This window comes from Cysteiniphilum halobium (assembly GCF_003574425.1).
In the GTDB taxonomy this organism is placed as follows: Bacteria; Pseudomonadota; Gammaproteobacteria; order Francisellales; family Francisellaceae; genus Caedibacter; species Caedibacter halobius.
Genome location: NZ_QLIU01000030.1, coordinates 33,296 through 45,903, shown reverse-complemented (window position 1 = coordinate 45,903; position 12,608 = coordinate 33,296). Strand labels below are relative to the sequence as shown.

10 protein-coding genes and 1 pseudogene are annotated in these 12,608 nt (G+C 36.5%); 8 read left to right on the top strand and 3 right to left on the bottom strand.

From position 1 onward, the window contains the following. Positions 1–6 precede the first annotated feature (6 nt). Together DNK85_RS06885 and DNK85_RS06880 are read left to right on the top strand one after the other, a co-directional pair. Entirely contained in the window at positions 7–1,836 is a 1,830-nt protein-coding gene (locus DNK85_RS06885) for an alpha/beta hydrolase fold domain-containing protein (RefSeq protein WP_119328843.1), read from the top strand. A gap of 100 nt (positions 1,837–1,936) precedes the next feature. Then, complete coding sequence (locus tag DNK85_RS06880) at positions 1,937–2,872, top strand: AEC family transporter (protein WP_119328842.1); 936 nt, start codon at positions 1,937–1,939, stop codon at positions 2,870–2,872. A gap of 14 nt (positions 2,873–2,886) precedes the next feature. Here DNK85_RS06880 and phaR read toward each other — a convergent pair whose 3' ends face one another. Further along, positions 2,887–3,357, bottom strand: a complete 471-nt coding sequence (phaR, locus tag DNK85_RS06875) for a polyhydroxyalkanoate synthesis repressor PhaR (protein ID WP_162896573.1) — start codon at positions 3,355–3,357, stop codon at positions 2,887–2,889. 224 nt (positions 3,358–3,581) lie between these two features. Between phaR and ftsZ the strand changes: the two genes are divergently transcribed. Beyond that, positions 3,582–4,667 (top strand): cell division protein FtsZ, encoded by a 1,086-nt coding sequence (ftsZ, locus tag DNK85_RS06870; RefSeq protein WP_235842401.1) that lies wholly within the window; start codon positions 3,582–3,584, stop codon positions 4,665–4,667. Between the two features lie 10 nt (positions 4,668–4,677). On the opposite strand, the gene DNK85_RS06865 is transcribed toward ftsZ, so the two are convergent. Further along, positions 4,678–6,744, bottom strand: a complete 2,067-nt coding sequence (locus DNK85_RS06865; RefSeq protein WP_119328839.1) for an AMP-binding protein — start codon at positions 6,742–6,744, stop codon at positions 4,678–4,680. Positions 6,745–6,930: 186 nt separating this feature from the next. On the opposite strand from DNK85_RS06865, the gene DNK85_RS06860 reads away from it, so the two are divergent. After that, a complete protein-coding gene (locus DNK85_RS06860) occupies positions 6,931–7,362 on the top strand; it encodes a universal stress protein (protein ID WP_119328838.1) in 432 nt (143 codons plus the stop codon). Beyond that, positions 7,355–10,057 (top strand): PD-(D/E)XK nuclease family protein, encoded by a 2,703-nt coding sequence (locus DNK85_RS06855; RefSeq protein ID WP_119328837.1) that lies wholly within the window; start codon positions 7,355–7,357, stop codon positions 10,055–10,057. The genes DNK85_RS06860 and DNK85_RS06855 overlap by 8 nt, the downstream gene beginning before the upstream one ends. A 97-nt stretch (positions 10,058–10,154) precedes the next feature. On the opposite strand, the pseudogene DNK85_RS12630 reads toward DNK85_RS06855, so the two are convergent. Continuing rightward, positions 10,155–10,539 (bottom strand): annotated as a pseudogene (locus DNK85_RS12630) (IS701 family transposase); the annotation flags it as partial. A gap of 476 nt (positions 10,540–11,015) precedes the next feature. Between DNK85_RS12630 and DNK85_RS06850 the strand changes: the two are divergent. The 3 genes from DNK85_RS06850 to DNK85_RS11525 are packed head-to-tail and all read left to right on the top strand — an operon-like array spanning position 11,016 to position 12,269. Continuing rightward, positions 11,016–11,390, top strand: a complete 375-nt coding sequence (locus DNK85_RS06850) for an antitoxin Xre/MbcA/ParS toxin-binding domain-containing protein (protein ID WP_119328836.1) — start codon at positions 11,016–11,018, stop codon at positions 11,388–11,390. Then, positions 11,377–12,117 carry an RES family NAD+ phosphorylase gene (locus DNK85_RS06845; protein WP_162896571.1) on the top strand — a complete coding sequence of 247 codons (741 nt, stop codon included), beginning with the start codon at positions 11,377–11,379 and terminating at the stop codon, positions 12,115–12,117. The genes DNK85_RS06850 and DNK85_RS06845 overlap by 14 nt, the downstream gene beginning before the upstream one ends. A gap of 14 nt (positions 12,118–12,131) precedes the next feature. Then, positions 12,132–12,269, top strand: coding sequence for an exodeoxyribonuclease VII large subunit (locus DNK85_RS11525; RefSeq protein ID WP_162896570.1), 138 nt, complete (start codon positions 12,132–12,134; stop codon positions 12,267–12,269). Positions 12,270–12,608: the final 339 nt, after the last annotated feature.

Here is a 12,608-nt window from a genome sequence, read left to right as displayed (position 1 = left end):
AGCGTTATGTGGGCAATTATTGGTAGCAGTGGGTTTGAAGAGTTTGATGAGTTTGAAATATTAGAAACACTGCCACGTGAGACACCATTTGGATTATGTTCAAATGGCTTTTATCGCATTAAAGTCAATGATGTTGAGATGCTATTTTTGTGTCGTACGGGACAGGCTGAAAATATTTTACCTGGCAAAATTAATTATCGCGCTAATATTTATGCCCTTAAAAAATATGGTGCAACGGCCATTTTAGCTTTGTCGTCTGTACGTAGCTTACAAACCGTATTAAAGCCTGGGGATATGTCGATTCCTTATCAATATATTGATCGCACTAAGGGGTTGCGTGAATCAACTTTTTGTGATGATGGCATTTTGGCTTATGTGTCATTAACCCATCCAATCAGTGAAAAAGCCGCTGATAGCATTAAAAAACAAAAGGATCACTTCGATTTTCTAATCCATTTTGGCCAAATTTGTGTATGTATTGATGGACCTCAATTTCCAACGATGATTGATGCAAAGTGTTATCAAGCGATGGGGGGAGGTGTCATAGGCATGACGGCATTTCCGGAGTTTGCATTAGCGCGTGAGGCGGGACTTCATTATCTGCCTTGTAATTTTATTGTTGATTATGTGCCGTGGACTAATGGTATTGCCAATAACGACTGTATTTTGCAGACACGTTTTGATAATCATGATAAAGCAATAACTTTAATTCGTTGGGTAAGTAAACATTTAATGGAGTTTGCACAAAGCGATTGTAGCGATCAGGGGATTGCAAGTTCCATCAGTGGAATGGGGGATCGGATGACACCACGCCAGCAAAGCTGGTTTAATGTTTTAGCTAAATCTAATAGTGAAGTTACTGCATCCAAAGCATTATCTGAAAATATGCGTAAAGTCACACTGTATCATGGACAAAAAGCTGTACCAGAAAAACTGCAAAACTTATTAGATTTTGTGAATAAGTATAGGAAAAATGATACTTTAAGCATTGAGGGTGTCCGCAAATCTGCAGCATCTCTTATGCTTTATGCCGGCAACAAGGTTGAGATTACATCTGTGCGTGATTTTGCGGTAAAGGTTAAAGGGCGTGAGATTGATGTGCGCTTGTATCACCCAAACCCTAAGGAACATTTGCCTATTATTGTTTATACGCATGGCGGTGGCTTTGTTTCAGGAACGCTTGATTCATTTGATGCACCATGCAGGCATTTAGCACATACGACAAATCGTGTTGTTTTAGCCGTTGACTATCGTTTAGCACCTGAAAATCCATATCCTGAAGGCCTTAACGATGTCTATCAAGTCACTAAGTGGGCATATGAGCACGCTGCTGATATCAAGGCAGACAATAAAGACTTTACGATGATTGGCGATAGCTCAGGAGGTAACTACACCGCGCTTTGTGTCGAGAAATCACTGCAAACAGGTGAGTTTGTAGTTAGTAATCAAGTATTAATCTATCCTACAACTGATTTAACGCATAACACAGAATCAATGCGTGAATTTAGTCAAGGATATTTATTAGAATCACGCCAAGTCAATTGGTATAATATGCAATATCGCCCTAAAGAAATGGATGGGACTGAGCCAGAAATATCACCACTTTATATTAAAGATCTTGAAAAAATGCCACGCACGATGGTATTTACTGCAGGCTTTGATCCCTTAAGAGATGAGGGCTTACTCTTTGCGCAAAGCTTGATGGAAAAGGGCGTTGATACACATCATTACCATTTTGATAACATGATTCATGGCTTCATTAATTTTGGCAAGTTAGTGCCCCAGGAGTGTGAAGTGTTATATCAACGGATTGAACGTTTCTTAGCTGCTAAATAAATCAATAATCCGTATCTTAAAAAAATACTATTCAAAGAGGGGGAGCTCATTATGTTAAATAATCAATTACTTATTTTGTTTTCAAGTAGTGGAGTAGAAAATGCTTATTGAAATCATTAACTCCATATTACCCGTTTTTATCTTAATTTTTGTTGGTTGGTGTTCTATTCGTTTCGGCGTAGTAGGTATTGATGCCAAAAAAGTATGTGCAAAATTAGTGTCATTTTATGTTTTTCCTGCATTACTATTTATGGAAACAGCAAAAGCCAAAACTTCAGATATATTAGATTATCGCTGGTTATTGGCATTTTTAACTGCCATGATGTTGATATGGTTGGTTACTTTTATATCAAGTAGGTATTTTTTCAAAGAAAGAATATCCAATGCAGCAATGCAGTCAATGTTATGTGCATTCCCTAATATGGGTGGAATGGGAATTCCTTTTCTATCTTATGTTATTGGTAGTAGCGCTATTATATCCGTAGCAAAAGCAAATTTTATTGTATCTATTGTCTTAATTCCGCTTACTATTATTTTATTAGAAACTGACAGTGGTGGGCAAAGAGGTAAACAGAATCTATTTATATTTGCTTTTAGTCGATCGTTAAAAACACCTATGTTTTTGGCAGTTGTAATAGGTGTAATTTCTAGCTTTAGTGGATTTAGTGATTATATTCCTCAAGTAATTTTTAACTCAATTGACAGCATTTCTAAAGCCTGTATGTTTGTTTCTTTATTTACTGTAGGATTAGCACTTTATAGAACAAAAATAAGATTTAGTAAATTACTGCTATTTAACCTATTGATGAAGAGCCTTTTTAGTGGTTTTATTGCATGGTTTATTGTGATTCTTTTTGGAATACAGGGTGATTCTGCAAGGGAGATGGTCTATTTATTAGCAATGCCCACTGCTACAATTGCTACTGTGTTAGCAGTGCAGTGGAACGCAAGACCAGAGGAGGCAACCAGCATTTACTTCTCAAGTACATTGCTTTCATTAGTAACACTGCCGCTATTTATGTACCTATTAGCGTAAAACATCGGAAAATTTTAAGACTTTTTAGAACTTTTTAGATTATCCCAAGATTTTTGCCAGCGATCAATATTCTCTCTTGCTGTAGTATTAAAGTAGTCGCTTGGTGTCATTGCAGTATTTAATTTTTTGGTAATGGCTTCAGTTGCATGTTTTTGCCCTAAATACAGATCCAGCGTTTTGTTAAAACACATCACTAGTGTATTTTGCATATCTGTGCCATAAGATTTAATAATCTGCGCCAAAAACTCATTACTAAACATCTGTCTTGGGCTGCTTTCCTCAAGATCATTGATGATCTGCATTAATACGCTACGCGTAATATCTTTACCACTTTTATTCTCAACAACGACAACATTTTCATGCTCAATAATTAGCTTATGCACACCTTCTGCGGTGATATAGCAACTATCTTGCGTATCATACAAGCGTCGATTAGGATATTTTTTAATGAGCCTGACTCTGGCTTTATCGTATTGCTTTTCCATGAAAAAATTCCCATCATCTAGCAAATTTACTTGAATGCAGTGTAACATAAATTACTTATTATCAATATATGAGAAAAGCAAATACACTACGCAAAAAATAATTTGTCTAAATTTACGTTTTATTTACGAAAGATTTTACAATGAAAGCGCAGAAATATCGTTATTTTAGCGTATTTACGTATATACTATAGCGATTTAGTTAAGGGAAAAGTTGAGGAGAAATGATGACAAAATCAGAACATGAACAATATTCAAGTGGTTTTGAACATGGTCGCATTAAAGTAATTGGTGTTGGTGGTGGAGGCGGTAACGCTGTAAGCTACATGGTGGAAAGAGGACTGCAAGGTGCGCAAATATATGCTATGAACACCGATAAACAGGCACTTGATAAGAATTTATCGCCACATAAAGTCCAAATTGGTGAATTCATTTCTAAAGGGTTAGGAGCAGGTGCTAATCCTGAAGTGGGGCTTAAAGCAGCGCAAGAAAGCATGCATCATATTGAAGAAGCAATCGCTAATTGCGATATGTTGTTTATTACTGCTGGTATGGGTGGTGGTACAGGTACGGGAGCCGCTGGAGTTATTGCAGAAGTTGCAAAACGTAAAGGTATTGTTACGGTTGGTGTAGTGACGACACCTTTTTCCTTTGAAGGGCGTCGTCGTGAAGTGATTGCCAGACAAGGTATTTCAGCGCTTCAGGAACATGTTAATTCATTAATTGTCATTCCTAATGATAAACTACGTAAATCATTAGGGGATAGAACAACCTTAATGGAGGCTTTTCATGCTGCCAATGATGTGCTTTATAATGCTATGTCATCAATGACTGGGATCATTCGTACACCAGGTCACATTAACGTTGACTTTGCGGATGTCAAAACAGTTATGGCCTCGCCTGGTTTGGCAGTTATTGGCACGGGGCACGCCGGTGGTGAGGATCGTATTTTAAAAGCTGTTGATAAAGCTGTCTCTTGTGACTTGTTGGAAGACATCGAACTTAAAGATGCCAAAGGTTTATTGGTATGTGTCACCTCTAGTAATGATATTTCTTTAGGCGAGTTTACTGAGTTAGGTGATCGAGTGGCAGAAATTGCCTCAGCAGATGCGCCAGTTATTATTGGTACCTCAATCAAAGAAGATATGGGCGATAATGTTGATATTACCATTATTGCAACCGGCTTTGATGTTGATGTGACGACTGAACGCTATAATACGATTCGTCAGGTGAAAACACAGACACAATCTAACCAAAATAGCTTAACCGAAGGGCAAACCTTGGCGCGTAAAGCCAATCCTGATACAAACTAACAAACTTTAGTTAGCAACACGTACTGTTTTGACAATACTGCGCATAATGCGCTTTTAATTCACGATGTATGACTTTGTTGCTTGCCGTTCTTGGCAGTTTTTCAATTAAAATAACATCGTTTATTTTAAACAATGGATTTAAATATTCTTTCAGTAGTGCTTGCATTTGAATTTTTAGTTGACAAATATCTAGCGGTACCATTGGTACGACATATATTACCAGCTTAGATATCCCTTTTGTCTCATTATTCACTGCAACTGCGGCTAACTCATAAATACCTTCCAAATTTAGAAGCACCTGTTCAATTTCAGCGCTAGAGGTTTTAATGCCGCCTAAATTCATGGTATTGTCAGCACGTCCTAATGAATGGTAGTAACCATTAGCTGAGCGTTTTAACAAATCGCCATGTCTACGCAGTGGTTTGCCATTATAAAGTGGCATACCATTATAATAGATATCATTGTTATCAGCATTTAATAAGCGATTAGATAGGCCTAATGCGCAAGAGCTTAATGCAGCTTCTCCAATTACCTTGCCACTTTGTAGCAAAATCTTTTGATTCTCATCTAAAAGTATAAGCTCAATACCAAAGCATACTTGTGAAAACTGTGCAGGGGCATTCGCTTGCAAGAGTGTCGAGCTGATATAAGCACCACCAATCTCGGTGCCGCCACAATATTCAATGATTGGTTTATAGTGAGCATGCAAAGATAAATAAAACATATCTTCAACATTGGATGCTTCACCGGTGCTGGCAAAGAGCTTAATATGCTGCCAGTTAACCTGTTCTAGCACAGCATTTTTATGCCAAGCATTGACAATGCTAGGAATCACGCCTAGTTTAGTGACTTGAGTTCTCTCAATAAACTGAGCAAACTCAAGGGAGGTTGATAAATCTTCAGTTAATGCCATCGTTGCACGATTTAAAAAGACGGTAAACACAAGCCATGGTCCCATCATCCAACCAAGGCTTGTCGGCCATGCCCAGATATCTTCTTCATTAGTATCCATATAAAGCTTAGCATCAGTTGCTACCTTAAGAGCCGTACTTTGTTCCCAAACAATCGCTTTAGCTGTACCTGTCGTACCGGAGGAGAATAAAATATTTATAACCCCCTGCGCATTGTGGAGATAAGGCGTGGGTGTTATATTTGAGTTGTTTTTATTTAACAGATCGTCAAAGAGCATATCATTGGCACGTAAACTCACACTTTGACTTTTAGTGTTTAAACAGATAATTGATGAAACCTGACAATTCATGATCTTTTGATAAAGCTTCAGTGTTTTATTGCCTCGAGTAATCACATCTTGTGTGACTACTAGTTTGCAATTACTGGTACTTAGTCTTTTATCAATTTCACTTTCAGAAAAACTATCAGCAATTGAAACAACACTCGCACCAAGATAGATAACGGCCAAATAAGTTGCCACCGCCTCAATATTCATCGGCATAATAATGGCAACTGTATCCTTTGGGTTTAATTGATAGTGTTGTTTAAATCCTGTGGCAATTGTGTGCACTAGGTCTTGAAGTTCGGCATAATTCATTGTTTGCTCAATACATTTACCATCCCGCATGCCTTTATAAATAATTGCAGGCTTTGATACGATATTATCTGCAACATTAATACAGCAATCAGCAATATTAAAACAAGCACCAGGTAGCCAGGTTGGCGTGTGTGGAAATAATGACATATCAAAGCTAGTTAAAGGTTTTTTTGTATAAGATAAATTCAAGTCAGCGATGGCTTGTCCCCAGAAGTCCTGTGGGGAGTCAATACTATATTGATAAAATTGAGAGATGTCAGAAAATTTCAGCTTATTAAGCCATCTGCCTAAGTAGCTATTTGTCTTTGTTTCATTATCTGGCAGCCAAATGGGCTTAAAATCTGTTTTAGCATAACAAATTTCATAAAGCCTATAATGGATATTAAAGGGGACCAGTGGACTTAAATAATGCTGTGTTATTTGTTGCCATTTTATTTGTGGCAATAACTTACTGATAAGTAGTTGTTTGATAGCACTGGCATCGGCTGCTAATGGTGTGTTGCATAAAAAACTTAAATCCTTATCCATGGCTTTTCCTTTATTAATTTTTTAATTAATTCAAAGCAGAAAACAAGAATATTGTAGCTAAAATTAGATTGAAGTAAAAAGATTCATTCAAAGTATTCTCTTGACCATCATTTCAAGGGCATAATAATAGAGTGTAGTAGAATAAAAAAACGATGTAACTTCAATAAAAATAAAAAGGAGATATAAATGTTTGAATACCGAAATATTATTTATGCGGTTGATGTCAATGATGATGTGGAAAAAGTATTGGCGCATTTAGTTGACTATGCTAAAACCAAAAAAGCAAATTTGCATGTTGTTAGCGTTCATAAAACGGTTTTTGATTATGGGTATGGTGCTGGTGTTTCCGAAAAAACGCCCAATCAGTTAATTAAAGATCGTTTGACACAAAAGTTTACTGAGGTCACCGTAAATATTGCAAAACACAATCATGTTATCTGCAAAGTGATTGATGCGGATTCTGTAGCGGATGGCATTATTGAATATATTGAAGAACATAACATTGATCTTTTGATTCTCAATGGCCATCATCATGGTGTTTTTGGGCGTATGGGTTCAGTTGCCAGTAAGATTTCTAATAATGCACCTTGTGATGTGGTTATACTAAAAAATGCTTGATGCACAAAATCAATTAAATGATGACAAAGATGTCAGTCACTATCTTAGATTGTTCAACCAAATCAATGACACAACAATTGTTATTACTGCAAATACCCGCTTAAAAGATCATTTAACCACACTGTATTTAAACTATGCACGTACACGAAAACAATATGTTGTATTGCGTGATGTTTGTATGAGTTTTGATGGGTTTATTGATGCTTTATACGCTCATGCACAAATGTTAGATAGCTCTTTACCTAATCTAATCAGTGATGATGAAGCACGATTTCTGCTGTTGACTTATCTTAAAGAAGACGAGAATGTTTTTATGCCCAATGCACATCAAGTAAAACTTGTGTTTAGTGCATGGCAATTGTTACAGCAATGGCGTTTGAGGGTAGCAGATATTGAAAATCAGTCAGATAATAAGAATATTCGTTTGTTTTTACAATGGATTGGACGCTACCAAAATACTTTGACGGAATATAACTGGACGGATAAATCACGGTTGATAACAGAGCTTTTAGCAAGAAGTGAGGTGTTAACTAAGACAGTGAATTATTTTAGCTATCAGAAAATTATCTTAGTGGGCTTTGATACCGTGACACCTCAAATGAAGATGTTTTTAGCGTATTGTACATCTGAACTTCATATCGCTATAGAGACGTGGGGCTTAATGGACACGACAAGCCATATTGAAATTACCGAATATCTTGAGGATAAATTTGAAATTGAAAAGGTTGCTAAAGCAGTGTTTGAGTTAAGTCAAAGTCAACCACAAGCCACCATTGGTGTAATTGTACCAGATTTGCAGGCGCAATTTAATTCTCTAGTTAATGTATTTGATCAGTATTTTATTACTACTCAAGCCAAGCAAAATCCACTGTTAGATAACAGCATGCGTGAATATACCATATCAGGTGGTGAAAGCTTATTACACCAAGGGATTATTTATCAGCTTATGTTATGGCTTAAGCTTGATAAAATTGTAAACTTTGATGAGATTAAACTGGTACTTAGCTCAAGCTATCTTAAAGGGTATGATGATTACAAAGTACAAAGATATCAGAAGCTGCAAGCACTTAAATCCAAAGTGCCTGAATCAATTAAATTTGGCAAACTGGTTAAACTTAAGTTATTTACGGATGATTGTGATCCTATCTTATTAGAAACTATCACTAATATGATGAGCTTTCATCAATCACAAAAGCAAGGATGTAAACTCACAGCCTTTACCTTTATTGAAAAGTTACAACAAGCCATTGCGATACTTGGATATCTTGATCAATGTAAACTAACGAGTATAGAGCATCAGGCTTTGGCGCAATTTTATAAACTACTTAATAAGCTTATTATATTAATGCGTTTAGACGTCCATCTTACGTTTGATCAGTGGTTAATAGAGTTACAAAACTTAGTAAGCAACACACTTTTTCAAACGGAAACAAAGTATAACCCACACGTACATATTTTAGGTGTGCTTGAGGCAACAGAAATCTACTTTGATCATCTTTTTGTCATCAGGATGAACGATAACAATTGGCCAAGCTTTGCTAATATGAACCCTTATTTACCTTTGTCGCTACAAAGATCAAAGTCAATGCCGCATTCTAGTGTTGAGCGTGAGCTTCAATTTGCTAAGACAATTACCAAACGTCTAACAAAGCAGGCGAAAAATATTTATTTTAGTTATGCTTTATTAAATGATGAAAAAATACAAACATGTTCACCTTTATTAATGAATTTAGCTGAGATTCATTATGATCATACAAAATCTGATGATAAAGCGGATGTGCCTATTCAGTTTGCTGTCTTTGAGGATAATACCTTGCAAGCAATAATCGCTGACAGCTGTCAACAGGTCAAGGGTGGCTCACAAGTTTTTAAAAATTTTGCTGAGTGTCCGTATCGCGCGGCGTTGATTCATCGGTTGCATCTTGATGCGGATAAGACACATAAACCGATACTATCAGCCCTCGAGAAGGGGTTGATTATTCATCATGTATTAGAGCAAGTATGGCGACAATTAAGAACATCTGACAACTTAATCAATACTGCAAAAGATGTTTTAGTTGAAGTAATAAAACAGCATGTCAAATCGGCGTTGAATAAACATGTGGCATTAATCAATATACTGCCAGCATTAATTAAAGAGGTTGAAATAACGCGTTTGCAAGAGATAATCTTACAATGGCTTGATTATGAGAAGTTGCGTCAAGCATCATTTGAGGTTGTGGCACTTGAAAAAGAGTTAGAATGTACAATTGCTGGTGTCACGCTTAAATTGCGTCTGGATCGAGTTGATCGATTGGCGGATAATCATACCGTAGTGATTGATTATAAAACGTCTAAAAGTTATCAGATTAGCGATTTACTAAAATCACCAATTACTGAGTCACAATTGCCATTATATGCTATCTATGAAGATGCCGATGCGGTAGCTGTTGCTATAATAAATGGTGCTAAGATAGGGTTACAAAGTATCTCAAGTATTGATGATTGGATAATGGCGGGTGAGCCAAAAGCTTATCCTATAAAGAAAGTAGCAGATGATATGCCACAAAATTACATGGCGCTAAAGTATTATTGGCAAGCTCAGTTGCAAAAACAAATGTCTGATTTTGTCGCGGGAGAATCGATGGTCACACCTTCGGCAAGTAGTTGCCAGTATTGTGAGTTTGCTATTGTTTGTCGCATGAGTCATTTTTAATAATTTGTTGTTATTTTGTTCTAGTTCTGAAGTTTAGAGTTTTACACATTAAATTATCAATCAGTCGATTTACTTGCTAGCTCACGCAACTAAGCTTTTAAGCAGCTTTATCTACTTTTCTATGACTAGCACGGTTTGCCTGCAGAATTGGGATAGTGAATTTTCTTGCTTTTGTACACCAGTCCTAATTTCAAACTGCGAAAAAATACGCCAAAGCCATATTCGTACTAACCCAGCCGTCATCGGTTAACTCTGCCTCCAGGGAATAACATTAAGATCAAACTTCCAATCAGCAAGTTTCAAAACAAGTAATTTTGGTAACGCATAGGCTGCAAAGATCAAATGCGTCCAGCGATGTAATACCTGTCTGGTTTGTGCCAAGCATTTTTCCAACCCCATCTGTTCTTCACATCATCAAAGACAGGCTCAATATAGTAGCGTCTGGCATAGCCTAAAATAACATCAACACCACTGACTTCAGCTTAGGCGTGATAAGCCACCATGCACACAACCTAATACAACCCAACACTGCCCTCGAACATAATGAGGGCGATTCCCTTTATGACTATGATCATAATGTGTTTGGCTTGTTGTTTTGTTTGCACTTATAGCCTGCCAATTACCATGCCATAAGTCGATTAAAAATAGCCAGATACAATAAAAAATTAATCTGAAACTCTAAACTTCAGATTAAGAGAGTATTGAAGATAACTTTATTATAAATAAAAATAATTGGCATATTGCCTTTAGTTCTATTCATTTATATCAACGAATGAAACATCTCAAATACGATGATTAGATTACATATGTAATAGGCAAAATAATGTGGCTCAAATCAGGCAATTTAATTTGGCTCGTTACAGCTTGCCCTTGCCTGAAATTCAATTCGTAAAGATCATTTACTTTTTCACTTTTTTAAATTATACTTGATAAAGTAAATAAATAAGGAGTTGCTAAAATGACTGCGGTTAGTGTAACAAATGATAGCTCAATCATTGCAAAATCTTTAGAGAATGTCTCGAAGTTATATAATATCCCACAATCTGATATCGCGCGCATTCTTCATATGAGCAATTCAGCTTTCAGCAAAGCCAAAAAAACCAATTCAAATACATTTTCACCCGAAACCAGTACCGGAGAACTTGCGTTATATTTTATAAAAATCATCCGATCACTAGATGCAATATATGGCGGCAATGAAGCGGTATGTAAAAAATGGCTAACAAATAAAAATAACGATCTTAATGGCAACACACCTATGGATTTAATGACATCAGTCAAGGGATTGGTTTTGGTAATGAACTACTTGGATTACTACCGTGGACGAGTGTAGCTTCATTAAAAAGTACATCCAACCATGTGAAAGGCTAACAGTCTATAGAAGTATTGAAACACAAAATACTGCTTCAACGCTTAAACTCACGGCTGGCAATATTCAAGAACAAGAACGATTAGAGCAACTACTTGAAGAAAAGGCTAAACCCAAAACCAAGCATATAGACCATCATTATTTAATTTATACTCCATTTAGATATCCTCCTTTGAAATATGGCTCTAGGTTTGGCACCATCTATGAAAAGTCGCTATGGTACGGTTCAAGCAACAAGGAAACAGCCCTAGCTGAATCTGCATTTTATTTCTTTAACTTCAACCGACAAGCAAACATACGCGATATACTTTACTTTGAAAGAACAGTTTTTTCAGTGCAATGCAACATTCATAGCTTTCTCGATCTCACTAAGATTAAATATTTAGACCATAAACTACTGATATCTAAAAATAGTTATGCTTACACTCAGCAATTATCAAAATCAATGAGAAAAAATAATATCGAAGCATTTTTATACGAATCTGCACGTTATGCAGATAACAAGAATTTTGCAGCCTATACACCCAGTGTTTTCAAAGAAAACTCATTAAAAATAATGCCTACGTATATAGGTGTTTTTACACCCAAGGCTATTACGTATAAATCAACCATATATCATGATGAAGTATACACTTATAGCGTTGATGATTTCTTTGACAACAACTCTAGCCTGCCAGAGATTCCAAAATGAACAAAGATATTTTTATGGCAGAACCTGCCACACAAACCGACACCACCTCTTTCACACTATCCCAATTCCTCACCGAAATAAAACAAACCATTGACCGTAAATTCAAAGGCGGTGGCTACTGGGTACGCGCGCGCACTACTACAGTGAGCTAATCGAGTTTGATGAGAACACACACCAGTCCATCGCCAAGGTCAAAATCAATATGTGGGCGAACGTGGCGCACAAGGTCATGCCAAAGTTTCACCATGCCACTGGAGAGTACCACCCTAAATTTGATGAAATACAGATGGCTACAAACTATATGGAGTAAGGGCTAAGCATCATATCTGGGAAAAACCAGTGCTATCTGGAATTAACCCCTTATAGGTAATCAGTAAATATTTTGCGATAATTTATTGACCTTCACCTTAAGATTAATCTTATATTGACTATACTAAAGCAAAAGATTGTCATGGGTATTGATGAATTGAGAGGTCAGGAATGTCCTATTT

Bases quoted from the DNA above. Each gene is read 5' to 3' on its own strand.
- DNK85_RS06860 (WP_119328838.1), top strand. From the start codon at position 6,931: ATGTTTGAATACCGAAATATTATTTATGCGGTTGATGTCAATGATGAT.
- DNK85_RS06880 (WP_119328842.1), top strand. From the start codon at position 1,937: ATGCTTATTGAAATCATTAACTCCATATTACCCGTTTTTATCTTAATT.
- DNK85_RS06865 (WP_119328839.1), bottom strand. From the start codon at position 6,744: ATGGATAAGGATTTAAGTTTTTTATGCAACACACCATTAGCAGCCGAT.
- DNK85_RS06855 (WP_119328837.1), top strand. From the start codon at position 7,355: ATGCTTGATGCACAAAATCAATTAAATGATGACAAAGATGTCAGTCAC.
- DNK85_RS06850 (WP_119328836.1), top strand. From the start codon at position 11,016: ATGACTGCGGTTAGTGTAACAAATGATAGCTCAATCATTGCAAAATCT.
- DNK85_RS11525 (WP_162896570.1), top strand. From the start codon at position 12,132: ATGGCAGAACCTGCCACACAAACCGACACCACCTCTTTCACACTATCC.
- DNK85_RS06885 (WP_119328843.1), top strand. From the start codon at position 7: ATGTGGGCAATTATTGGTAGCAGTGGGTTTGAAGAGTTTGATGAGTTT.
- phaR (WP_162896573.1), bottom strand. From the start codon at position 3,357: ATGGAAAAGCAATACGATAAAGCCAGAGTCAGGCTCATTAAAAAATAT.
- ftsZ (WP_235842401.1), top strand. From the start codon at position 3,582: ATGACAAAATCAGAACATGAACAATATTCAAGTGGTTTTGAACATGGT.